The organism is Sporosarcina sp. P29 (assembly GCF_002743265.1).
Taxonomy (GTDB): domain Bacteria; phylum Bacillota; class Bacilli; order Bacillales_A; family Planococcaceae; genus Sporosarcina.
The window spans coordinates 1-24,860 of record NZ_PDYX01000001.1 but is presented as its reverse complement, the minus strand read 5'-3'; the positions used below and the strand labels follow the sequence as shown (position 1 = coordinate 24,860).

The window sequence follows — 24,860 nt, the reverse complement described above, 5'->3', positions numbered from 1 at the left end:
AGTTCAATCAAAAATAAAGTTTATGTAAAGAAAGGGAAGTTAAATATGAAGGACGTCAAACCATTTTTAATGTTTCAAGGCGGTACCGCAGAAGAAGCTATGAAATACTACACTTCACTCATCGATGAATCAGAAATTAAAAGTATTACTCGATACGGAGCGGAAGGGCCAGGTAAGGAAGGTACAGTTATACAAGCGTTATTTTCGTTAAAAGGGCAAGAGTTCATGTGTATCGACAGCCATATCGATCACGAGTTTACGTTTACGCCATCATTTTCTATTTATTTAACATGTGATTCTGAAGAGGAAATTGACAGACTTTATGAAAAAATGTTGCAAAATGGTACAGCCCTCATGCCTTTAGATAACTATGGCTTCAGTAAAAAATTCGGATGGCTGAACGACCAATTCGGAATTTCATGGCAGTTAAACTTACCAGAGTAATGTAGTGGTAAAAGAAATCTGAGATATTTCACAATCAGCTACTTAATTGAAAGCCTAGGCACATTTTTTATTTTATAGAAAAAGTAATATACAATTAAACGCTGACCCCATTTAGTTAATGTAAATGGGGTCAGCGTTTTTCAATTAAAAATATTACGAAAGCTTCGTGAAGATATCTTCAGCTTCTAGAAGAAGATGTATCGATATGCTTAGTAATAAAAATGTGTTCTAAATCGAATTATATTTATTGTTAATCGATAAATTACATGTTAAAGTGAAATTTACATTATAGAAGATAAATGAGGTGCGTTTTATGAAACGAGGAACAACGCTATTTTTAAAGTTAGCTGTCATATTCATAGGAATTCCAGTTCTAGCTTTATGCATATTTTTATTGCCGCAGATAGCAAGTGAGGCAAGTGAAGCTGCAGATAGAGGTTGGGATTTTGCTTATGTGGTATATAGTATTTTAGCAGTCATGTATATTTCGGTGATTCCATTTTATTTCGCATTATATCAGACCTTTACCCTATTAAACTTTATTGATAAAAATCAGGCCTTCTCTGAGTTATCTGTTAGGGCTCTAAAGAAAATTAAATACTGTGCGATCATAATCAGCGGCTTGTATGTAGTAGCTCTTCCATTCGTCTTTATTATGGCGGAGATAGACGACGCTCCGGGTCTCGTAATAGTCGGAATGATCCCTATCTTTGCATCCATAGTGATTGCCGTTTTTGCCGCTGTTCTTCAAAGGCTTTTAAAAGAAGCGATAGATATAAAAGAGGAAAATGATTTAATAGTCTGAGCTGAGGTGAATAACATGACAATTATAATCAATATTGATGTGATGTTGGCTAAAAGGAAAATGAGTGTTACAGAACTTTCCGAGCGAGTTGGAATTACAATGGCAAATATTTCAATACTGAAAAATGGAAAGGCGAAGGCGATTCGACTATCTACATTGGATGCGATTTGTAAAGCTTTAGAGTGTCAACCTGGTGATATATTAGAATACAAAATGGACGAAGATACTGTAAGTCCAGATTAGAAAATGAATGTAACAAGTTTTATAAAAAGGTTTAAAGATATAGAGCATTTCCGTGGAATATGGAATGTTCTATATTTTTGTCTATAATAAAATGAATTTACCTCACTGTTGGCCTAGCTTTTTTGAAACTGTGATTTCTAGGTAGAGAAAAAAGAGAAATCGCGATATGATAAGGATAGCTCAAACTTTATTGTTCTTGGAATAAAGTTTGTTATTCGTACAGATCTATATGTTGTCAGATGTTTAAGGGGGAATTGGTTTGGATATTTATCAGGAGTTTTCAGCCCGGCATTTTGGGGCTTATTTGGATTCGGAAGAATTCTTGGATTATATGCTGCGTCAGTGGTTGCTTAAAGGGCGTCATTTAGATGTTTGTCACGTCATCGACCATCCTTCGTTTACGAAAGTGATTAACGAATGCAGGGATGATGAACGGTATGCATTGCTTGTAGAATTATCTGACTTGTATGGCAGTGAAATTACGCTAGCGAGCCAATATAATGAAACATTACTCGCACTAGCATATGGTGAAGAATTCGATCCGTTTGAGCTAGATCAGGATACCAAAGCAAAAGGGGATTGGCGGTACCATCTTTGGTTCTATTTCTTCAATAATGAGGGACATGTGGCGGATTCTTGGCAACTGTTTAATTCAAAAATATATCCGTTATGTGCAACCTTGAATAACACACGTGCCGATCATATGCAGACACTTGCTAGATACTTCAATGAACTTAGTGTGCTAATGGATAAAACACGTGATCCCGATATTTTAGAGAGCGTAACGAAAAAGACCATTATGAATCTGTATGATCTGTTTTTACAAGTCGTTCATAACGATACATTGATCGACTTTGCGACGAAGCGAAGTTTTTGTGAACGCTTGATTCATATGATGAAGTACAAAGAAATGCACAGTGTCGGTCTGGAATTCTATATCACATTCAATGATCTATTCGATTTGAATGATATACCAACCGTCATGAGCTTGGTGAATCTTTCTAAGTCTGCTTATGATTATCACGCCGTGCATGTTTTGCATGGTGATATGCAAGCAATTCAATATCGCATCGAGAAATACAAAGGGGATATCGTTTCGCAACTAACGAAGGTTTCCGAGTACATATTACGAATGAAAAATGTTATTGAAGAACAACATGGTGGCAAGATACAGGAAGATTCCTTTATACAAGCCGATTTCAATTTTTTCTTTTACGAATGCGAAATTGAAGAAATGTGTACAGCGAATTTTTCCGAATTACCGTTTGAAGATCAAGACGCTATATTAAGGAATTTATTGAACGCAATGATTTGTTTTTATAAGGCAGATAAAACATTAACTTCAGAGGAAGGAAATGTGAAAGAACCAGCTTTAAACTTATTGATTGGCTGGGAATTAGGCAATGAAGGCATGAAGTTAAGAAACCGAGTTCTATCATTGGTGCCTGACGAAGGGATCGAATACCGTGAAATTATGATTACGGACGCTTTGATTCAATTAAATGAATTCCTGACAGAGTTTTACTTGAAAGATTTATCTTCAGAAGTTGAAGCGGTGATACAAAAGGCTGACCAATATGATTTGGAACCAATTGATCCTAATCAAGCGGCGACGCTGTTGGAAGAGACCTTTACATCACTCACTTCTCAAAGTGCGCTACTGTTCAATGAGGAAGAGAAAGAGCGCTTTGAAAAAGCCGGAAGACAATTGCCACTTTTATTAAAATCTAATGAAGTGAAACGTCTTTTAACGACTGCTGAAGCAAAATGGCGAGAAATGGAAAAAGGCTTTCAACGGGAAAATCAACAATTCGGTCAAAAAGCCACTTTTATTATGGCGGATTATGTAAAGGCAGTGGAAGAGTTTTTCGGTCATGTTCTAGTTAAAGCTCGGGCGGATAAACAGACGATGCCTTTAGTAGATGTAGCAATGCCTGAATCCGGATTAACTTCTGTCGAAATCGGCAGTGAAGAGTACTATCACTATGTCACGCTCGGTAGTTTCTATCATTATCTTAGCGCAAACGGTACGAGTTTATTAAAAGAAAATGTAGATAAAGGACATGTGGTAGCGTACTTCACACACTGGGTGAACAGTATTCGCGCATCCTCATTCAGTAAAGAAGTTGAGCTGAATATCGAAACGGCACAAGTCTTAAGAAGAGAGACACTAGTCCTACTAAGGCGCTTGGTTGCGGACTTAGCGAATTAAAACTCAAACTTTAAACAAACTCTGAACCTTAAATCAATTCGTTGACTATATACCCTGAGGGGTATATAGTTTATTTAAGATAACTACTAATTAAGGGGATGGCGTGATGAAGATTGTTGTAATTGGCGGAGTAGCTGGAGGGGCTTCAACAGCTGCACGTATTCGACGCATGGATGAGCAAGCAGAGATTATTATGTTTGAAAAAGGACCGCATGTATCTTTTTCTAACTGTTCTTTACCATTTTATCTCAGCGGAATTGTAGAAGATAGTAACAAACTAGTGTTAATGGATCCGGTCGCGTTTAAAAACAAATATAATATCGAAGCGCGTGTTAGCCAAGAAGTGATAGCCATTAATCGCAAAGAAAAAACGGTGAGTATTTCGCATGTGCTGACAGGCGAAACATATGAGGAGAGCTATGATCGATTAGTGTTATCTCCAGGAGCCAGTCCAATCGTTCCGAATTTGGAAGGTGTAGATTCGAAACATGTTTTCACCGTTCGTAACGTGGAAGATATTGAGCGTCTGAACAACTATGTACAAACGAAAGACATAGCCAATATAGCGGTTATCGGTGGTGGTTTCATCGGCGTAGAAGTGGCGGAGAACTTAAAGCTTGCTGGACGGAATGTTTCGTTAATCGAATTTGCCAACCAGGTCATGATGCCTTTTGATTATGATATGGCGCAAATTTTGCATAAAGAATTAATGGATAAAGGGATCAAAGTGATAGTTAACGATGGGTTGGCTAAAATTACTGATAACAACGTTACGTTGAATTCTGGTAAACAAGTTGATGCACAAGTAGTAGTTTTAGCAATTGGTGTTCGTCCCGAGACAGAGCTTGCGAAAGGCGCTGATCTTGAAATCGGTGAGCTTGGTGGTATTAAAGTAGATGCCAATTACCGCACAAGTGACAAATCGATATATGCAGTCGGGGATGCCATTGAAGTGTATCACCAGTTACTTCATAAACCGACTAGACTGGCTTTAGCTGGTCCTGCTCAACGTCAAGCACGTGCCGCAGCGGATCATATGTATGGGATTCCACATCAAAACAAAGGAGTCATCGGTTCATCAAGTATCCAGATTTTTGATCTAGTAGCAGCTTCGACTGGCCTCAATGAAAAACTGGCGATTTCTGCAGGAATACAGCATGACAGCGTTTATATTATTGCACCCGATAAAGTTGCATTGATGCCTAACAGTAACCCGCTTCACTTCAAATTAGTATTTGAAGTACCGACTGGGAAAATATTAGGGGCTCAGGCAATTGGTAAAGGAAATGCCGATAAGCGAATTGATGTCATCGCAACACTCATCTCGATGGGTGGTACGCTTGAAGATTTAAAAGAGCTTGAGTTAACCTATTCACCCATGTACAGTACAGCTAAAGATGTCGTCAACTTGGCTGCACTTGTAGCTCTTAACATTCTATACGGCCGTTATGAGCAAGTTCATGTATCGGAAGTGCGTGGACTAGTAGAACAAAATGCAGTGATTATTGATGTGCGTGAAGAAAATGAATTTGCGAAAGGACACTTAGTGAACGCGGTGAATATTCCACTCAGTCAGCTGCGCGACCGCATGGAAGAAGTGCCTAAAGATGTACCCGTCTATGTTCATTGCCGCTCATCACAACGTAGTTACAATGCATTGATGGCCTTGAAGAACAGTGGATTTGATAACATTGTGAATATATCGGGTTCTTTCCTTGGTATTTGTTTATATGAGTATTTCAATGATATGAATTCGGATAGAGAGAAAATTGTAACGGAGTATAACTTCAATTAAATTCAATTTATTACCTAAGCTCCCAATTGGAGAGCTTAGGTTTTTTTGATTAATGAACTGAATTGTAGACCACTTTGCTTTTTTAATATAATATTAACGAGTGATCAGGTTTACGTAGATTGTATAAAGGGCACTAGCAGAGTAGAGGAAAGTTAGGAGACTATCGTGTATGAGAAAAATTGCTTTATATGTGTTTTGTCTATTATTTTTAGCGGCAGGAATCGGCCACTTCGCAATGGAATCATTTTTCACAGGAATGATGCCCGAGTGGGTACCGTTTAGAAAAGCCGTTGTGTACATATCAGGTCTAATGGAAATAGCATTGGTTATTGGATTGTTCATGAAGCGGACACGCTTCGTTACGGGCTTTTTAATTGCGGTGTTTTTAGTTCTTGTATTCCCAGTTAATATATATATGGCCTTTACAGCTGAGAATTATGATGTATCAGCAACGGCATTGTGGCTAAGGCTCCCACTGCAATTTGTGTTAATTTGGTGGGTATTGAAAGTACGAAAGGTCTAAAAATGAAAGAACACACAAAACCAAAAGGAGTTTTGGTTTTGTGTGTTCTTTTTATTGTACTTTCAAATAAGCATTTCGGATCGTTAAATATTGGCCGTCTGTTATATTTATAGACGTTTCACCTTCTACTACATCACTCACGAGAAGATCCATCATATCTTGTCGGCTGTTTTTGCTAATCTCATAAAATCCTATGTCGCTTTGATCTTCTACCAACAAAGTATACGTACCAGCGGGGATATCTGTACCCACTTTGTATTGGCCATCCTTATATATTCCATTGGCTGGTTTAATACTAGGCGCGGAGGCTACCGGATACATTTCTCCACCTTTTAATGTAAAGTATTCACCTTGGCGTACTGTTACGTATGTGTGGGAACGTCCATCCAGTGCAACGTTGAACACAATACTGTCAGGGTTTCCTGATTGATCAGTTGTATTTTCCAAGAGTGTAACGCCATTGGAGAAAACGAGGTATTCACCTGGTTCAATATCAGTTCCTACTTCATAGGTCCCATCTGTCATAGAAGTCATAGTGGACGGGTTCAATTGTTTTTCCGGTTCTGTTGGCTTGGGTGCTGTTGTCGTCGGCTGTGTTGAATTTTCATCGGAAACGGTGTTAGATGGCCTTGTAGCTGGCTTTGTTGTGTGTTCTTTTTTTGATTCGTCCGGTTCTATTACATCGTTTTCGATTTCATTCATTTTAGGTTGTTCCTTATCGTGTTCTTCTGTTCGTTTAGGCTTATCAGATGTTTCTGTTGCTTCATTTTCTATCGGAGTTTCGATTAACGCTGGCTTTTCTATTGTAGTTTCGGGTGTTTCTTTATCGCTCACAATGGCAATGATTAGAGCTAACAGTAATACGGCTGCACCAACTACAGCCCACCACAATTGTTTTTTATTCATCTCGTATGTAACCTCACTTTTTGCATTGTATCTATATAATACATGAAAGACCTTGACAGAATCTACCTATTAGGTAGATTCATAAGCAGAGAAGTTGATTGTTAGTCAGCTTACCTATAAATTGATACATAATAAAGTATGCAAAAATGGGGAATAGCTAGTAAGAATGAAATCATGAGGAGGAATAATGATGAAAATTAAAGGGCTTCACCACATGTCAGCAATAACAGCTGATGCGAAGAAAAACCTAGATTTCTATACGAATATTTTGGGTATGCGCTTAGTGAAAAAAACCGTCAATCAAGATTCACCTTCTATGTATCATTTATTTTATGCAGATGAGAAGGGGAATCCTGGAACGGACGTGACGTTTTTTGAAATACCACGTGCCGGAAAAACATATGAGGGAACAAATAGTATTTCGGCTACTTCGCTTCGTGTACCAAATGATCAAGCGTTGGAATATTGGAAATCCAGATTTGAAGAATTTCACGTGCTGTATGAAGATATACGAGAGCAAGCGGGGAGATTAGTTCTGCCATTTCAAGACTTTGAAGGCCAAAGACTACTACTGATTTCAGATGAACACAATACAGGCGTAGCTGGTGGCGTTCCATGGAGTCAAAGTCCAGTTCCATCAGAATATGGCATCATTGGATTAGGGCCTTCACGTTTTACTGTGCAAAACGTGGATGAAACGACTGCACTTCTAACAGACATTTTAGGATTTAAAGAAAAAGATCGTTACGTCTCGGAAACGAAAGGGCAGCCCAATATCATAATCTATGAAACGGGTGAAGGGGGAACGGGAGCTGAAATTCATCTAGAACATCGTGCGGATCTTCCTAAAGAACGTCCGGGAAGAGGTAGTGTTCATCATATTGCATTACGTGTTGAAGATGAAGAGGAATTGAATGAGTTTATTCATAAGTTAAATGACAATGGGATTCCCAATTCACAATATGTTGATAGATATTATTTTCATTCAGTCTATTTAAAAGATCCGAACGGTTTAACTATTGAAATAGCAACAGATGGACCAGGATTTGATACCGATGAGGAGTTAGAGCATTTAGGAGAAAGCTTGGCATTGCCACCATTCCTCGAAAATCGTCGTGAAGAAATCGAGAGTCGTTTGGAACCTTTGTGAAAAAGTGAAAGTGAATCTCTCATCTAAATAGGTGGGAGATTTTTTATATGCTATTATTTACTATATGGTGTATATATTGAATAATATAATTAGAATAATATTATTATGTAAAGTAAAATGCAGATAGTTGGCTAAAATTTTGTTTGAATGATTTATATCTAACATCTCGTAAGCCCTTACATACCAGTAGTAATTTCAATATTTCACTTGATAATTAGCAGTATCCAGTTCGTACAATAGCTGAGTTAGCTGGCAAAGTGAGTCGATTCGTGGTGCAGTTTTATCATGCGATCATTGATGAAAAAGCCCACTCTGAAATGTTGCGGAAAATACCGCTAGACATGAGCCAATATCCTAACTTATCCGTTCTGTTCGAATACCTAAATATCAACGGGATGGTCACTGCGTTGCTGAATATTCTAAAGTAGACAATCATATTAGCTTTTGAACTAATGGCAATATCTACACGATTCCTGTAACGGATGAAGAAGGTTTGTTGTATTCCAGTGAGGCATTGTCAAAAGTGATTGAAGAAACTTTTTCATTGAATGAACCAGCAGGATCTAATGTCGGGATTTTCACCACAAGTAAAAATAAAGCAACAGATATTTATCAAAGACTTACAGTCACTCAATTGAATACTGAAAGTTTACAAAGCATGGCAAATTCATTGGTTGTTATATCAATAGATGAACACAGTACAAATTCTAATGAAGCGATACATAATCTTTTACTGAGTGGCAGGAATAAATACTTTGATATGACATTGCAAATCGTCATGACTAAAGCAAGCGAGCTTGGTTACTGCGTAGAATATACTGCAGTCGATGGGACGACTAGTTTCGCGGTCATTCAAGATGTACAAATTCAGCTCATTTCAACGGATTTGGAAAACATCGAAATGAACGTGCAACCTACAGCAGAAAAATTAGACTGGATGCTTTCAGCTGAAGTACAGCAAGAGCTCCATGCATTAGAAAAAGAGAATAAAAAAAGCGATCGAGAATATTTCACTCATGTGGTGAATTTTGAAGCTCTTGGAACGGATGAAATAAAACGACTTGGATTCAGTCCAGATTCATTTTTTCATATGGCGCTGCAAGTAGCTCAATATAAGACATTCGGTATGATGCGCTGTCCATGCGTTGGTTTAATAAAGAAAGAACCGAATGCATACGCCCTTCAAATACAGAAAATCTAATACTGGCGAAAGCAATAGTGGAGGAACAGCTAGAAGCTCCTCTTGTCTATCGTTTAATGCAATAATCAGGTGCTGCACATTCTCATCGATTAAAAGAAGCACAAAAAGGATTTGGAGTGAGAGACATCTATTTGGATTATAGAAGATATTTTCGTTATATCAAGATGAGCCAAAACGAAACAATTACCTGCACTATTTACTGATCCCAGCTATTTGAAGATGCGTCATGATTTTATTTCCACTAGTAATACGACACATCCACAAGTTGAAAATGGTGCATTTGCGCCGGTCGTGGAAGGTGGCTATGGAATTTTCTACGTCTTACTAAGGATCTACTAATTGTTAATCTTTCTAGCTATAGCGGTGGCGAACAAGAGGCTAAGATTTTGGCAGGGAACTTTGAATATGCATTGCAAGAACTACGGGCGATTGCATTCACAATCATGTAAGACATCCGTAATGGAGAGTGAATTAATGAAAACGTTAGAAGTATATTTAGCTGAGTATTTTGACGGGATTGAACTGGCACCTGCTCTATTTTACGAAACAAATAAAGCTATACGCTTTGAAATTTCTGAATCAATAGCATTTGATGAGCCGGATTTCTTAAAACAAGCATTTTATCGGTCCATTACATTATTCGAAGCGGTGTTTGGGGAAGATGATGAAATCATGATGGTCACTGATGTCCATACAAATAATCATTTTCTACGCGATCGACCGTTGAATGTCTATTCCAAGTTTATAAAACGAAAAGAATTATTATATACATTGCAGTTTTCTACGATTCCTAATCCTTATGGTGAAGAGGAGGAAGAACTTCAAACACATCGATTTATGCTTACTTGTAAAAAACAAGATATTCGGTATATGCAGTTACTGAAAGCGATTTGTTATGAAGATTACTCTGATCCGACTACGATTTTAAAACGAAATCTTGAAAGCGGTTATGATATATTCTTCATCAACCTATCCCAAAATATCATTTATCATCTATACGATGATCGTGGCTGTGATATCATAGCGTCTGACAGGGAATCTATTAGATTTCTTTATGAACAATACTCTGACTGGATTCTTGAGTATGATAGGCAGGAAGTGGATCAAGACTTTGCGTAGATAGGTAGAGGTTTTATGTATGAAATGTATTCCGTCAAATGTCTATTCAGGTCAGTTGTAGCAACGGTCGTTTGTACGAAAGTGTATGGTTGGTAGGTGTCTCTAAAAAGGAACTAACTGCTGTTAACGTCCTGTTTTATTTAATGAGAAAAGAAATCAGCAATTGGGTGAAATTAATGGTATACTAGGCAAGTATAATTTACAAGCGAGTAGGTGAAAGACATGATAGAAGTAAAACTTTCTCCAATTGGCGAAGGGGAATTCAATAGAGGAGTATTCGCAAAATGCGATATTAAAAAAGGGCAGTTGTTACATGAAGCGCCTGTTATCTCTTATCCAAATGAACAACATGAACATATTGAGAAAACTGTTCTAGCTGACTATGCTTTCGAGTATGGAGAAAACCATACCGCTGTCCTTCTTGGCTACGGAATGTTATTCAATCATTCTTATGAACCGAATGCGACGTATGATATTAATTTCGATCACCATACATTTGATTTCTTTGCCTATAGAGATATCAAAGCTGGAGAAGAAATTTTGATTAACTATAATGGCGACGTGGATGATGATGAGCAATTATGGTTTAATGAAGATTACGATGGTACGGCGAACGATTAATAAGCGTGAGAACACTTTGAATCAGCAGATGAATCGAAGTGTTACTCATTTCTATCATGTCCTAGTAGCTCAGCTGGATAGAGCAACGCCCTCCTAAGGCGTAGGTCGGGGGTTCGAATCCCTTCTAGGACGTTATTTGGTTACTATTTACTGAAACCGAACACTTTGATATCAAATAAATCCATGAAATTGATTACTAGAATGGACCCTTGAATTGTCTTAACAAATACTAGGTCTATAAATAATACTTGCCATTGTTAGAGTAATAAACATGAACACATATCTCAGCAAACCCACCAAACCCTCTAAAATTTGCGATAGTCAACCTCATCTAGTAAAATCATTTTCTAAAAGTGGAGATTTGATAAAAAATCACACTTTAAAACCACCTTAAGTATTAACAGAATATATAACCTGTTTTCACGCTTTACCACTTCAAATCCCCAAAAGGCAATTACTCAATTTAGAGTAATCGCCTTTCCATTTCTTATGCTTTGTCTGCGCAGACACATTTATTATTTTACCTTCTTAATCTTATTACATTTACCAGAAAAAGTTAAAACGTCTGCGATTACATCTTCTACATTGACATCTGAACTCATTTCTACAATTAAAGTCACGGTCACAGTGGCGTTTATTATCGTGATGATCAAAGTCACGGTCACAGTGGTGTTTATTATCGTGATGATCAAAGTCACGGTTACAGTGGTGCCTATTATCGTGATTTGATCTTACTTCTCGACATTTACAAACCAATTCTACTCGATTTCCCCGTCGATTGTTTTTAGAACACATATCTTTTCACCTCCATTACACTTTTCATGCCGGCCGACCTTATAATCAATATATGAAAAGGCTAGTGAGATGATTGGACAAATACTCTAGTTCGAATAAAAGAGTAAGTTTGAGTTTTAAATAAACAAGTATTCCTGGAGGCGCTGTATTCACGATGCTTCAATCACATTTCGTCCCAGTAGCTCAGCTAGATAGATCAAAGCCCTCCTAAGACGTAGGTCGGGGTTCGAATCCCTTTAAAACGTACGAATAAGAAGCGTAAATCGCATTTTCATCATCAATTTTAGACATAAATGATATCTCAACAATAGCATCCTGTGGGTTTACAGTGTAAGAGAGGGAAGTAAAGTCTTGCTAAATAAAAGCTGAACGTTTAGTATGGTAATTATATCTTTTTATTCTGAACATACCGACTGGTTAGTACATGAGAATAAGCTTTATGTATAAAGGGTAGTATGAACATTTGAGTGAAAGTAGTTTTAATGTAATGAAGGAAACTAGCAAACTATAGAAAAGGGGAAATAGACATGACGGTTCTTGATATGTTTAATTTAAAGGGGAAAACGGCAGTAGTTACGGGCGGTGGAAGAGGGCTTGGAGCACAAATTGCAAGAGGATTTGCGGAAGCTGGAGCGAATGTTGTAGTCTGTTCTCGCAAAGTGGAATCGTGTATTGAGATGAGTCAAGAGTTGGAAAGTCTAGGTGTGAGATCAATAGGTTTGGCTTGTGACGTGGCAAATGAAGAAGATGTGAGAAGAGTAGTTGAAGAGACAGTAAAGGAATTTGGAACCATTGATATTCTGGTGAATAATAGCGGTGCCACATGGGGGGCGCCCACAATAGATATGCCGATAGAAGCTTTTCAGAAAGTGCTTAACGTCAACGCAACGGGAACATTTATTATGAGCAGAGAAGTGGGAAAGGTCATGATCAAGCAAAACAGCGGAAAAATCATAAATATTGCTTCTGTTGCAGGACTTGGCGGAACACATCCAGATTTCATGGATACGATTGGTTACAATACTAGCAAAGGCGCAGTCATTGTACTGACTAAAGATTTAGCAGCAAAATGGGGTCGACATAATATTAATGTAAATGCCATTGCTCCAGGATTCTTCCCTACGAAAATGTCGAATGTTACAATCGAAAATGGTCGTGATTACATTTTAAATGGAACACCGTTAAATAGATTAGGTAGCGAAGATGACTTAAAAGGTGTAGCTGTATTTTTAGCGTCAAAAGCGTCTGATTACATCACTGGAGACGTATTAGTAGTGGACGGCGGCATGAGTAGCCAAATCTAGTCAATAGATAACGAGACTAAGTTTTCATATCTATTTTTCATAAAGGAGAGAATATACATGTCTAATAAAAAACAACTCTACCAAGGTGCTGCTTTTCTATATCGTCCATCAAGACAAGAGGAAGTATTTACTCCAGAGGAATTTACTGACGAACACCATATGATTGCAAATACAGCAAAAAACTTCATAAAAAAAGAAGTACATCCACGCAATTCAGAGATTGAAAAGCAAGACTTTACTCTTGTGAAATCTTTATTAACTAAAGCAGGAGATCTTGGATTATTAGCACACAGTATACCAGAAAAATATGGTGGGTTAGGTCTTGATAAAATCACTAAAGGGCTCGTCGGTGAGCATTTAGGCTCTGCCGGGGGATATAGTGTGGCACATTCCAATCATACGTGTATAGCCACGCTTCCAATCACATATTTCGGAACGCAATGGCAAAAGGAATACTACTTACCGAAACTGGCATCTGGCGAATTTATTGGCGCTTACTGTTTAACTGAGCCAACTTCAGGTTCTGATGCATTATCGGCGAAAACTACAGCGACATTAAATGAAGAAGGTACGCATTATATTTTGAACGGTTCAAAGTTGTATATTACAAATGCTGCCTTTTCTAATACATTTATTGTCTATGCAAAAGTAGACGGTACGGCGTTTACTGCTTTTATTGTAGAGAATGACTTCCCAGGGATTTCTCTTGGGCCAGAAGAGCAGAAAATGGGGATTAAAGGATCATCAACGACTGCGGTGTATTTTGAAAACTGTGAAGTTCCTGTACGTAATCTGTTGGGAGAAGTAGGAAAAGGTCACCATATTGCGTTGAACGTACTTAATTTAGGGCGTTTTAATTTAGGTTCTGCAACAATGGGTGCTTCAAAGTTCAGTATGAAACTAGCAATTGATTATACAAAAGAGCGCAAGCAATTCGGAAAACCTATCGCTGAATTTACTGCTACAAAAGAAAAGATAGCGGATATGACGACGCGGATCTATGCTGCAGAATCGCTTCAGTACAGAACGGCTTCTCTTTTAGAAGATGCACTTGGTGATTTGGAGCATTCAGAAGACCATCGTTTAATTGCTAAACGGATGATGGAGTATGCTGTAGAATGTGCAATTTGTAAAGTATATGGATCCGAAACGCTAGATCAAGTAGCCGACGAATCACTGCAACTTCATGGTGGTTATGGCTATATCAAAGACTATGCAATTGAACAAGTGTACCGGGATTCTCGTATTAACCGAATATTTGAAGGGACGAATGAGATTAATCGGTTGCTCATTCCCATGTCCTTACTAAGTCGCACTTCTAAAGGAATGGTTCCACTTCAAGAATTAGTAAAGGAAGCGAGTAAAGCATTGGGTCAGCCAACAACTCTGCAAAGCACTGAACTTTCAAGAGAACAAGGAGCAGTCACATTAGTAAGAAATATTTTCTTAGTATGTATTGGTCTCACGTATCAGAAGCATGAAGAACAAATTGCGAACGAACAAGAAGCTCTCATGGAACTTGCTAATATAGCAATTGATCTTTATGCAATGGAATCGGCTGTCTTACGAACAATGAAAGCAATAGAGTCTTCAAATAACAAGTCTGCCTCGCTAAAAATTAAACTAACAGAAGCACTTGTTACGGATACGTTACTACGTGTAGAAATGAATGCGAGAAGACTACTTTCCAGTGTTGCTTCGGGGGATACTAAAAAATACATCTTGAGCAATGTATTCGATAGATGTAGTGAATTATCGGTTGAAAATACAGTGGAAACAAAGCGCGGAATTGCTGATGCAATGAATCAAGCAGAAAACTATATTTCATAAAGGGGCAGATGATATGAAAGCGATTCAATTAGAGCAGTATGGTGGACCGGAAGTACTTCAACTTGTGAAAATTGATAAACCAGTTGTAGGAGATCGTGATGTATTGGTAGAAATTAAAGCTATTGGTGTGAACTATGCGGATGTTGCACGCCGTGAAGGTAAGTATGTTGTACCGACACCACTTCCTTTTATTCCTGGAGCTGAAGTCGCAGGGATTATTACGGAAGTCGGGAAAGGCGTAAAGCGTTTTAAGCCCGGTATGCGAGTAGTATCACTCATTGAATCGGCCGGTTATAGCGAATATGCGGCGATACCTGAAATGACGCTTGCGCCGATTCCAGACGGTGTGGAATATACCGACGCGGTTGCGCTACCCCTTCAAGGTCAGACGGCTTACCACATATTAAAGACAATGGGGCGATTACAAAAAGGAGAAACTGTTCTTGTTCATGCAGCAGCAGGGGGTGTAGGGGCGATTGCAGTACAATTAGCAAAACTATTTGGTGCTGGCAAAGTTATTGCAACAGCGAGTAGTGAGGAAAAGCTAGCACATGCAAAAGAGATGGGGGCAGATCATCTAGTTAACTACACGGAAGAAGGCTGGGAATCGAAGGTCCGAGAATTGACTGATGGTAAAGGTGTAGATGTGGCGCTTGAAATGGTCGGTGGAGATGTGTTTAGAAAAACACTGAAATGTCTTGCACCATTTGGGCGTATGGTAGTCTTTGGTGCGGCAAGCGGAGAACGATCTCCAATGGATGCGGGAGAATTGATGCAACGAAATCAATCGGTTGTTGGTTTTTTCTTGCCTCAAATCATGAAAAACTATGAAGTATATCAGAACAGCTTTAAAGAACTACTAGAATATGTACAAAATGGAGATTTACAATTAACAATAGGTGGTACATTTGATTTGGAAGAGGCAGCAGAAGCCCAGAGACAATTGCAGGGTAGGAAGACGATGGGGAAATTAGTATTGACGACGTAATAAAACATAAAGTTATAGTGTACTATTATATAATGAATAGCATCATTTGTGATTATAAGAAATGTTTCATATAATTTAACTACTAAATGGAAAAGGCTTAGTGAAAGTGATATTCCTTTTAGCATATAAATAGGTAACATAAAAATAAGCTGTTCTAGTCGTTTGAATGACTGGAACAGCTTATTATTGTATGGATTTATTTCGTTTTAGTATGGCTGGTCTTGACTATATTCTTGATCTTCCGCATATTCTACGTCTTGTTCGCTTCCATCATCGGTTGATTCATCCTCTAATGATAAAAACTCTCGTAATGCTTGTTTATTCTGTTCTAGGTTAATCTCAAGAACAGCACCAACGTCTGTGCGCAAGTCGCCAAATGATCCTTCTACCGGAATACGTAGGGATTCCATTTCGTTATTCTTTCCACCAGTCAACATACCTTTAGCAATTGTAAAGATAGTTTTACTGTCGATGTTCGTATCAATATATGGATCAATAACGCCCATTAATTTAGGTATATTGACGAGTGTCTGTAAACTCATCGCTTCATCTTTCAGTTTACCTAAAGCTTCTTGCTGACGTTCTACGCGACCGTAATCACTATGGATATCATGGCGGAATCTCACATAACCAAGTAATTGATCCCCGTTTAATTTCTGTTGACCAGGATAGAGTGTTAAACCTAGCCCGTGTGACATTTCATATGGAATATCGACTTCAATTCCGTCAGGCGCGATAACATCGACAATTTTTGAGAAACCTTCGAAATTAACAATCGCGTAATATTGCACATCCACATCGAAATTATGCTTAATCGTTTGTCGCACTAATTCAGGTCCTCCGAGTGCATAAGCGGCATTGATCTTTTCCATACCGTGACCTGGAATATCGACGTATGTATCACGCATAAGAGAGATTAACTTCACTTGGTTTGTTGTCTGATCGTAGTGACCAATCATCAAAGCATCTGAACGCGTGTCATCTTCGTCGCCCCTTGCGTCATCACCAATTAACAATACGTTAATTTCGCCAAATTGTGATTCGCCACCTTCAAAGTCGTCAAAAGCGGAATTGTTATCGGAAAATGTATTGCTGCTATCGCTGAGTTCTGTATGTATTTCATTTGTTTTGCCACCGTTCGCAAAGGATAAGCCGTTTGAATATTGCGCAGCGACATATCCGCCACCCGCTAAAAGTAGCAAAGTGAATACCATGAATATTAATCGCTTATATTTTCTCTTAAGTTTTTTCTTGCGACGCTTTTCAGTCACTCTGTTTTCCATTAATGTCACACCTACTCATCTAATTATGAATTCTTTGTTAGTACGCTTGAAGCAATTTGGACCGCGATCGCATCATCCAGATACCCGACCGCAAAAATGTAGTCCGGGATGACATCCACAGGAATGATAAAGTATAATAATGCGCTACCGATAATGGCTAGATCACGCTTTGCAACATCTTGCATTTTAAACCGTGTAAATAATTCTTTCATTTGATCGACGAATGGACCTACTCCGCCTGTCAGTTTTAACTTCTTATCGAAATCATGTAAAATTCTTTTTCTACCTTCAGTAGTTTGAACATACGCTTCATAACTTGCAAGCTGAAGTTCGACTTTTTCAATGGAAATATCTGCAGATAGAAGTTCTGATGTTTCGACCAGTTGTTGAATCGTATCATCATAAGCAGAAGGTATCGTGTTTTTATGATCAACTGGATAGCCTGCCGCCTGAAGTAAATTGGCTAATGGTATTTCCAAAATGATCGCAAATTTCTCTAGGTGATCTAGTGTTGCTTTGCGTTTGTCATTGATGATCCTAGAGATAGTTGAAGTATCAATATCTGTGAGTTCGCTTAGTTTGCGCATGGACAATGAACGTTCTTCTAAAACATCACGCAATAATTGCCCGATAGACAGACCAAGACTACCTTCTGACATGACACTACCCCTCCATTTCTACGACAACGGTAAAAATATATACTTCTTTAAAAGAATAAATGGTTGTTGGCAAATTGTCAACAGTTAAAGTCAAGGATCATTATTTGTCGAAAAACGTCTGGATTTGGTCATATTAAATTTTTTAAAAGTCTCAATCGATAGGTTTTAGAGTGTCCTCAATTTATAATAGAAGTATAAATGAAAAAAGAGGGGATTACTCATGATTGGGCAACAGGTATTTGAAACGTAACCTATCATTTTCACTACTTTCTTTGATCTTTTATTGTTTCAAAAGAAATAACTGAATTACTACTTTACGAAAATAGGTCAAACTAGTGGGATGCTAATCATCATCATTATTATTATTATTAATTTTAACTGGTTTACAACACGATTTCCACAATAAGAGGAGGAACTACCATGTTGAAAAAAATCGTTATGTTGTTGGCCATCGTTGCTGTTCTAGGTGCTTGTTCGTCTGCTGGAACGGATAGTGACGCAAATAGTATTGCTTTGCAGGATCTTCATGGAAAAAACGTTAGTCTTGCAGATTATAAAGGCGAAAAAGTGTATGTAAAGTTCTGGGCTTCTTGGTGTCCGATCTGTTTGGCAGGTCTAGATGAAGTCAATACGCTTGCTAAAGAATCCACGGATTTTGAAGTGCTTACTGTCGTAGCCCCTGGTTTTAATAATGAAAAGCCACACGATGAATTTGTCAAATGGTTCAAAGGTGTTCAACATGTGGAAGCTTTGCCGGTATTATTAAATGATGGCGGCAGTCTCGTGCAAGAATTCAATGTTAAAGGATATCCAACGTCGGCTTTTATTGATACAAAAGGGAAATTGGTCCGCTCACAACCAGGCCACTTATCAAATGATCAAATTATCGATGCCATGTCACAAATTAATTAATGAAGGGAGCTCACTATTATGAAGTTAAAATTCATACTCGGTTTACTCGGTATTTTACTGCTTACAGGGTGTGGCTTAAGTAATCCGGAGTCATCATCCAGCCTTGATTCACTGACTGCTTCTTCAGGTTCCAAGTATCCCGCCAATCCCAATGAAGATGTAGAATTTAACGAAGAAAATCTACAGGATATCTATTTGGCCGGTGGTTGTTTCTGGGGAGTGGAAGCATATATGGAAAGAGTGTATGGCGTATATGATGTGACTTCCGGCTTTGCAAATGGCACAACGGAAAATCCAACATACAATCAAGTAATCACAGGAAAAACCGGCCATACAGAAACAGTTCATGTACAATACGATCCAGCACATACGGATTTGAAAACCATTGTGGAACATTTTTTCATGATTGTGGATCCTACATCTTTGAATAAACAAGGAAATGACCGTGGTACACAGTATCGTTCGGGCATTTATTACTCTAATCCAGAAGATCAAGCGGTTATTGACGAAGTCGTTGCTATTGAGCAGGAACGCTATGATGACGACATCGTGACGGAAGTAGAACCGCTGACGAGCTTTACATTAGCGGATGAGTATCATCAGGATTACTTAGAGAAAAACCCAGATGGCTATTGTCATGTTGAATTCGATACGTTGGAAGATCAAGAAATACCATCTATAATTGACGTAGCGGACTATCCTAAGCCTAGCGATAAAGAATTAAAAGAGAAGTTGACGAAAGATCAGTATCAAGTGACACAAGGTGACCATACAGAAGCAGCATTCTCGAATGAATACTGGGATACGTTCGAAAGTGGCATCTATATCGATGTTGCAACCGGTGAACCATTATTTTCGAGTGCTGATAAGTATGATTCACAGTGCGGTTGGCCAAGCTTCACGCAACCAATCGTTCCGGAAGTAATGACGGAACATATAGATAAAAGTTTCAATATGGTACGAACTGAAGTCAGAAGTCGTGCAGGAGATAGCCATCTTGGCCATATTTTCGAAGACGGTCCAAAAGATCGTGGTGGGTTACGATATTGTATTAACAGCGCATCAATCGATTTCGTACCGCTAGAAGAAATGGAAGCTACAGGTTACGGCTATCTAACAAGTTACGTTAAATAATATACACGGTATATAATAGAAGGAAAGGGGCCGCACCTTGGCTACCTTTCCTTTTTACACGTCGAGGGGAACTGCGGGTCGTGACAGTTTCTGCGGATGATTGGATTTGGTTGTCCAATTAGCATGTAGTACAACAAAAGAAGGTATTCATACCATTGAAGAGCATGTTAAACTCTATTACGGTGAGGAATACGAGCTGCAGTAAATTCTGCTTCTTAATTAGGAGCGACTGTAACGATTTTTTCTGTAATCCAGTGAAATGAATTTCATTCGTCAGGTAAAAAGACTGATTTTACAGGCTGTATTCGCATATAACTAATGTAAAAGAGGGGAAGGGATTCAATGCAAGAAATGGTATCGAAGTGCAGATCGGAAGTAGAAGGTATTTATAATAAATTCGATGCGAGCCATGATCTCGACCATATAGATCGTGTAATGAAAAATGCTGAGAAAATTTTAGCGACTGAGCCGGGTGCTGATGAATTAGTCGTTCGTTTAGCAGTGCTGTTGCATGATGTGGAAGATGCGAAATATGAAGAAATGCATGAAGTAACTACGATAGAGTTGCTTGAAAAAATAGGTGCGACACAACAGATTACAGAAAACGTGATATCTGCGATTGAAAGTGTATCATTCAGTGGCGGCAACGCAAAAGATATTACCTCTATTGAAGGCGCTATTGTCAGAGATGCTGACCGTTTGGATGCGATTGGCGCGGTAGGCATTGCGCGTGCATTTGCGTTTGGTGGCGCGCGCGGCAGGAAACTTTACGATCAGCAAGAAGAAGCTCGAAAGGATATGTCTGTGTCAGAATATCGTAAAAAAGAAACGGCTACGGTTACGCATTTTCACGAGAAGTTATTATTGCTAAGAGAATTGATGGTCACGAAAGAAGGCACGCGTTTGGCGAAAGAAAGACATGACTTCATGGAAGTTTTTTTACATCAACTAAGTAAAGAAATCGATTAAAAATTAGATTGCTAATTCTGAACTCGATAGGATAGAATGAAGTAACTAACAATCATCATCTATCCGATAGAGAAAAAGGTGACGTCTTGGACAGAAATAATCGATTATTCATCATTACACTCGTTGTCATCGCCTTATTTACACTAGGTGGATTCGCAGTACAAAAAGGATTCATCACTTTCTAATAGCAAAACAAATATTCAGAGCTCTTCGGTCGTAATGGATCGGGAGCTTTTTTATTTGGATTAATTAGTTTAGATTTTAAACAAAACCCAGATATCAACAAGAGATATCTGGGTTTTCGATAGTTATTGGATAAGAATCTTTAATTCATCTGTAGTTAGACCCATATCTTTTAATGTTCTGCCAATCTTAAAATAGTCTGTATTATTATAAGCGGAGGCTATATGGATACAAGACTCTACAATTGGTACACGAATACCGACTGCTTGTGCTAATTCGAAGCAGGGAACGAGTAAGTAAGGTACATCTTCGGTTACATAACGGTTTTTAGAGCTATTTGGTGCGCTGTTGATTTTACCATGTGTTGTAGAGTCACGATTGAAATCGTATACTGATTCATAATTTGAATCATACAGAGCATTCATTGCTTCTAATTCAGTCTTCAATGAAAATCCAAGAGCCGCTCCAACAGCAAGTCGTTCTTGATCCATTTTCGCTGCCGCATTCGCAGTGGCTGGACTACAGCAGTCTCGATAATAGTTAAAATCTCCGTTAAAGTTTTCAAGTAGTCCCATATTTAACGTTGTCAATAATGGATGACCACCAAAGTTGATGTTTTCCAACCCTGCTACTAATGGGTTATCTAGAAAATATACTGGAACTGGAAGGGATTCTGTAATCAGTTGCTTCACTTCATCCGTCGCATTTTCTGACGGAAAAATGCTGACAGATAAAAACTCTTTTAAGCCCATGATAGTTAAAACACCAGGTTCAACAATGCGCGTTGCCCATGGAATACTGATTCCATCCACAAACGTAATATCTTTATTTTTTTGATTGGATTCATTTTTCATGCGATTTAAGACTAGTCCGCCGTAGTTACCAGGCATTAAGAAAACGACTTGCCCATTTTGCAAGTGAGGAAGCATTTGCTCAAATAAATGCTCTTGTGCGAATGAAGGGCAAATCATTACAATCAATTCCGCAAACTCCATCGCTTTCTTAATATCGGTTGTCGCATGCGTGATTTCCTCGAAACCTGGAAACATCATCTCCGCACCATGATCTTCTGGTAGTGCTTTGATCCCGCCTTGTTTATTTACCGCATTGATCTGTGTATCGAATTGAGGGGAATCGTATAGACAAATACTGTGTCCGAGTTTTGATAAATGATAAGCTGCGGTTAAGCCGCCGTTACCTGCACCAATAATTGAAATTTTATTCATATAAAAACCTCCTATAATTTATATAATAGACAAAGTGACTAATACAACAGTGGTAATTAATATAATCCCGAGCACGAATGGAATAATGTGTTTAAGCCAGCGTTCGTACGGAATGTTCGCCAATGTCAAAGCGCCAACTAAAACGGCTTGTGTCGGAGAGAACAAATTCATTGTTTCTGCACCAGCTTGCATGGCGGTTACAATATAGGCCCGGTCAACTCCTGCGAAGTCTGCGAGAGGGGCCAGTATAGGAATTGTCGCTGTGGCTAGTCCGGATGAAGATGGGATTAGGAACGCTAACGGTATATACAAGAGATAGGCAAGCGGTGCAATAATAGAGCTGCTGACATTTGCCAATAGATGTTCCCCGAAATTCAGGATCGTCCCAATGATCATTCCGTTTGTCATAATGACAGAAATACCTTTTGCCACTGCAAGAATGAGTGCAACACTGATTAAATCTTTTGCTCCATTAAGGAACAATCTAACTATTTCATCTTCTTTATATGAATACATCTTTCCGATAATAATGGAACCTAGGAAGAATAAAACTGTTAATTCCCCAAAACCCCATTCCCCGAGCGGACTAATATGTCCTAATACCACACCGAGTATAGGTGTTTGTTGGATGTTGTCATGCAAAGTATTGAATAATGAAATCCCGAACTTATCCTGCCAGGGGATTAGAGCAACAACCATAATGAGGAAGAAGCTACTGAATACTGCGAGTACCGCTTTTCTTCTTCCCGTAAGATCCGCCACATCATTCGGATCGATTTTTTTAAAAGGCTGTTCTACTTTACTTTTGATATCAAAGACAATTGATTTTTCGGGATACATCTTCACTTTTGCTGCGTACCGCATCACAAAGGTAATGCCGAATGCAAGGAACAATGAGAAAAGTAATAAACGGTGAAATATTCCGTCCCCTATAGAAATACCTGCCAGGTTAGATGCGATTCCAACAGAAAACGGATTTGTAATTCCACCCGCCACACCAATCCCGGCACCTAAGAAAATTACCATGACGGCTGTAACGACATCGTAACCGGCTAATAGAAGAATCGGGACTACAATGGGATAGAACGCAATCGTTTCTTCCGCCATCCCATACGTAGCACCACCGATGGCACAGATAGTCATTAAAATAGGAATCATTAATTTTTCGCGACCTTTTAATGAAAACACTACTTTAGATAGACCTGCATCGATTGCTTTCGTTTCAAATACAATACCTAAACAACCACCAAGTACTAGAACGAAAATAATAATATCAATTGCATCAAAGAATCCGTTAATCGGAGCGGAGAATATGTCCCACAAACCTTGGGGATTCGATTCGACTTGTTCATATGTACCGACAATGGGTGTCCCATCTTCATTGTAAGAATATTCTCCAGCGGGTATGATAAACGTCAGGAATGCAATCCCTACTGTAATAATAAGCAATGTAGTAAAGGCAGTTGGCAATTTGAACTTCTTCTTTTCCATAGGAAACCTCCATGTATCTTATTTTTGTATGCGCTTACTTTTAAAGTGCATCAAGTTAGCTATTTCTTATGATAGAGAGGGAATGTGTCTACATTTTCATATAAATGTATTCGTTTATGTTTGAAATGTGTTTGATTGTGTCACGGATTAGAACGGCTCTACATTCGTATAGAAGGATTGTATACTTTAAGTACTACATATAATGAGGGAAGTGAGCGAGATGAAAACGATTTGTCTTGTTGAAGATGAACAGGATCTACTTCAGGTACTTTCAATTTATTTAGAGAAAAACGGCTGGAATGTGGTGAAATGCGGTGATCTACACGAAGCTTTTGGTCAATTACATGTCCAGATAGATTGTTGGGTAGTAGATATCATGCTCCCGGATGGTAGTGGATTTGAATTGTTGAAAGAGATCAAAAAGCTCGAGGTTAATACCCCAGTCATTTTGATTTCCGCAAGAGGTGAAAGTATAGATCGAGTTATTGGTTTTGAAATTGGGTGTGATGACTACATTACGAAACCTTTTTTGCCGGCGGAATTAGTTCTTCGCGTAAAGAAAATTCTACAAGTTACAGCTATGCAAAATCATACTGATTTTAAAGTAGTAGGTCCTTATAAAATAGACAAGAATCGAAGGTTAATTTTAATGGGAGATCAGGAGTTAGATGTGACGAGTCGGGAATTTGATATTATACAATTCTTTATAAAACATAATCGAGCCGCAATCCCTAGGGAATTATTGTTGCAACAAATTTGGGGGGAGGATTATTTTGGTAGTGAACGTGTTGTCGATAATTACATCAAAAGAATCCGTCAGAAAATGCCGCTATTTCATATAGAAACTATCTATGGTTTTGGATATAGGTGCAATGTATGAAAAAACGTCAGACATGGCTTGCGTCGAAAATCACTATTTTAATGGCTGTTTTCAGGTTCTAACTCAAATGTTGGGGTGGAGTGAATTTAAATCCACCCCTCAACCTAAATGAACGCCAATTTCTTTATACTGTATGTTTAATAAAATTTTCGCCCTAAAGTGATCGAAACGTCTAAAGCCATAGGCA

At 38.4% G+C, this 24,860-nt stretch carries 23 protein-coding genes, 1 tRNA gene and 1 pseudogene; 20 read left to right on the top strand and 5 right to left on the bottom strand.

Translation table 11 applies throughout. The features are described 5' to 3' along the window. The first annotated feature begins 45 nt into the window (after nucleotides 1–45). The 6 genes from CSV68_RS00120 (at nucleotide 46) to CSV68_RS00095 (ending at nucleotide 6,022) form a co-directional block, all read left to right on the top strand. Nucleotides 46–444: a VOC family protein gene (locus tag CSV68_RS00120; protein WP_099632914.1), complete on the top strand. Its 399-nt coding sequence runs from the start codon at nucleotides 46–48 to the stop codon at nucleotides 442–444. A 313-nt stretch (nucleotides 445–757) separates the two neighbouring features. After that, nucleotides 758–1,249 carry a DUF2975 domain-containing protein gene (locus CSV68_RS00115; RefSeq protein ID WP_099632915.1) on the top strand — a complete coding sequence of 164 codons (492 nt, stop codon included), beginning with the start codon at nucleotides 758–760 and terminating at the stop codon, nucleotides 1,247–1,249. 15 nt (nucleotides 1,250–1,264) lie between these two features. Continuing rightward, nucleotides 1,265–1,492, top strand: a complete 228-nt coding sequence (locus CSV68_RS00110; protein ID WP_099632916.1) for a helix-turn-helix domain-containing protein — start codon at nucleotides 1,265–1,267, stop codon at nucleotides 1,490–1,492. A 259-nt stretch (nucleotides 1,493–1,751) separates the two neighbouring features. Further along, nucleotides 1,752–3,704 carry a hypothetical protein gene (locus CSV68_RS00105; protein ID WP_099661190.1) on the top strand — a complete coding sequence of 651 codons (1,953 nt, stop codon included), beginning with the start codon at nucleotides 1,752–1,754 and terminating at the stop codon, nucleotides 3,702–3,704. Between the two features lie 106 nt (nucleotides 3,705–3,810). Continuing rightward, entirely contained in the window at nucleotides 3,811–5,499 is a 1,689-nt protein-coding gene (locus CSV68_RS00100) for an FAD-dependent oxidoreductase (protein WP_099661189.1), read from the top strand. 169 nt (nucleotides 5,500–5,668) lie between these two features. After that, complete coding sequence (locus tag CSV68_RS00095) at nucleotides 5,669–6,022, top strand: DoxX family protein (RefSeq protein ID WP_099661188.1); 354 nt, start codon at nucleotides 5,669–5,671, stop codon at nucleotides 6,020–6,022. A gap of 51 nt (nucleotides 6,023–6,073) precedes the next feature. Here CSV68_RS00095 and CSV68_RS00090 read toward each other — a convergent pair whose 3' ends face one another. Continuing rightward, nucleotides 6,074–6,928 (bottom strand): Rv1352/Rv1906c domain-containing protein, encoded by an 855-nt coding sequence (locus CSV68_RS00090; RefSeq protein WP_099661187.1) that lies wholly within the window; start codon nucleotides 6,926–6,928, stop codon nucleotides 6,074–6,076. Nucleotides 6,929–7,118: 190 nt separating this feature from the next. Here CSV68_RS00090 and CSV68_RS00085 point away from each other — a divergent pair, with 190 nt between their 5' ends. The 10 genes and pseudogenes from CSV68_RS00085 to CSV68_RS00045 all read left to right on the top strand — a co-directional run bounded on the left by CSV68_RS00085 (nucleotide 7,119) and on the right by CSV68_RS00045 (nucleotide 15,936). Next, nucleotides 7,119–8,078 carry a ring-cleaving dioxygenase gene (locus tag CSV68_RS00085; RefSeq protein WP_099661186.1) on the top strand — a complete coding sequence of 320 codons (960 nt, stop codon included), beginning with the start codon at nucleotides 7,119–7,121 and terminating at the stop codon, nucleotides 8,076–8,078. Between the two features lie 460 nt (nucleotides 8,079–8,538). Next, a complete protein-coding gene (locus tag CSV68_RS00080; protein ID WP_099632922.1) occupies nucleotides 8,539–9,279 on the top strand; it encodes a choline/carnitine O-acyltransferase in 741 nt (246 codons plus the stop codon). 189 nt (nucleotides 9,280–9,468) lie between these two features. Then, nucleotides 9,469–9,618: pseudogene (locus tag CSV68_RS17590) on the top strand (choline/carnitine O-acyltransferase); the annotation flags it as partial. 135 nt (nucleotides 9,619–9,753) lie between these two features. Continuing rightward, complete coding sequence (locus CSV68_RS00075; protein WP_099632923.1) at nucleotides 9,754–10,398, top strand: DUF3885 domain-containing protein; 645 nt, start codon at nucleotides 9,754–9,756, stop codon at nucleotides 10,396–10,398. A gap of 222 nt (nucleotides 10,399–10,620) precedes the next feature. Next, nucleotides 10,621–11,019 carry an SET domain-containing protein gene (locus CSV68_RS00070; protein ID WP_099632924.1) on the top strand — a complete coding sequence of 133 codons (399 nt, stop codon included), beginning with the start codon at nucleotides 10,621–10,623 and terminating at the stop codon, nucleotides 11,017–11,019. A 58-nt stretch (nucleotides 11,020–11,077) separates the two neighbouring features. Continuing rightward, a tRNA-Arg gene (locus CSV68_RS00065) sits at nucleotides 11,078–11,151 on the top strand. Nucleotides 11,152–11,604: 453 nt separating this feature from the next. Beyond that, nucleotides 11,605–11,748, top strand: coding sequence for a hypothetical protein (locus CSV68_RS17105; protein ID WP_158232976.1), 144 nt, complete (start codon nucleotides 11,605–11,607; stop codon nucleotides 11,746–11,748). A 593-nt stretch (nucleotides 11,749–12,341) separates the two neighbouring features. Then, nucleotides 12,342–13,118, top strand: coding sequence for an SDR family oxidoreductase (locus CSV68_RS00055; RefSeq protein WP_099632926.1), 777 nt, complete (start codon nucleotides 12,342–12,344; stop codon nucleotides 13,116–13,118). 57 nt (nucleotides 13,119–13,175) lie between these two features. After that, nucleotides 13,176–14,948 (top strand): acyl-CoA dehydrogenase family protein, encoded by a 1,773-nt coding sequence (locus CSV68_RS00050; protein ID WP_099661185.1) that lies wholly within the window; start codon nucleotides 13,176–13,178, stop codon nucleotides 14,946–14,948. Between the two features lie 13 nt (nucleotides 14,949–14,961). Then, nucleotides 14,962–15,936, top strand: a complete 975-nt coding sequence (locus CSV68_RS00045) for a quinone oxidoreductase family protein (protein WP_099632928.1) — start codon at nucleotides 14,962–14,964, stop codon at nucleotides 15,934–15,936. 206 nt (nucleotides 15,937–16,142) lie between these two features. On the opposite strand, the gene CSV68_RS00040 is transcribed toward CSV68_RS00045, so the two are convergent. Both CSV68_RS00040 and CSV68_RS00035 read right to left on the bottom strand, forming a co-directional pair. Continuing rightward, entirely contained in the window at nucleotides 16,143–17,219 is a 1,077-nt protein-coding gene (locus CSV68_RS00040) for an LCP family protein (protein WP_099632929.1), read from the bottom strand. 23 nt (nucleotides 17,220–17,242) lie between these two features. After that, a complete protein-coding gene (locus tag CSV68_RS00035; RefSeq protein ID WP_099632930.1) occupies nucleotides 17,243–17,878 on the bottom strand; it encodes a DUF1232 domain-containing protein in 636 nt (211 codons plus the stop codon). Between the two features lie 420 nt (nucleotides 17,879–18,298). Here CSV68_RS00035 and CSV68_RS00030 point away from each other — a divergent pair, with 420 nt between their 5' ends. The 3 genes from CSV68_RS00030 (at nucleotide 18,299) to CSV68_RS00020 (ending at nucleotide 20,893) form a co-directional block, all read left to right on the top strand. Continuing rightward, a complete protein-coding gene (locus CSV68_RS00030; protein WP_099661184.1) occupies nucleotides 18,299–18,790 on the top strand; it encodes a redoxin family protein in 492 nt (163 codons plus the stop codon). An 18-nt stretch (nucleotides 18,791–18,808) separates the two neighbouring features. After that, nucleotides 18,809–19,924: a peptide-methionine (R)-S-oxide reductase MsrB gene (gene msrB / locus CSV68_RS00025; protein ID WP_099632932.1), complete on the top strand. Its 1,116-nt coding sequence runs from the start codon at nucleotides 18,809–18,811 to the stop codon at nucleotides 19,922–19,924. A gap of 342 nt (nucleotides 19,925–20,266) precedes the next feature. Further along, entirely contained in the window at nucleotides 20,267–20,893 is a 627-nt protein-coding gene (locus CSV68_RS00020; RefSeq protein ID WP_099661183.1) for an HD domain-containing protein, read from the top strand. Nucleotides 20,894–21,201: 308 nt separating this feature from the next. Here CSV68_RS00020 and CSV68_RS00015 read toward each other — a convergent pair whose 3' ends face one another. Both CSV68_RS00015 and CSV68_RS00010 read right to left on the bottom strand, forming a co-directional pair. Further along, nucleotides 21,202–22,302 (bottom strand): NAD/NADP-dependent octopine/nopaline dehydrogenase family protein, encoded by a 1,101-nt coding sequence (locus tag CSV68_RS00015; protein ID WP_099661182.1) that lies wholly within the window; start codon nucleotides 22,300–22,302, stop codon nucleotides 21,202–21,204. 18 nt (nucleotides 22,303–22,320) lie between these two features. Continuing rightward, entirely contained in the window at nucleotides 22,321–23,793 is a 1,473-nt protein-coding gene (locus tag CSV68_RS00010; protein ID WP_099661181.1) for a YfcC family protein, read from the bottom strand. Between the two features lie 220 nt (nucleotides 23,794–24,013). Between CSV68_RS00010 and CSV68_RS00005 the strand changes: the two genes are divergently transcribed. Then, nucleotides 24,014–24,673, top strand: a complete 660-nt coding sequence (locus tag CSV68_RS00005; RefSeq protein ID WP_158232977.1) for a response regulator transcription factor — start codon at nucleotides 24,014–24,016, stop codon at nucleotides 24,671–24,673. The last annotated feature ends 187 nt before the right edge of the window (nucleotides 24,674–24,860 follow it).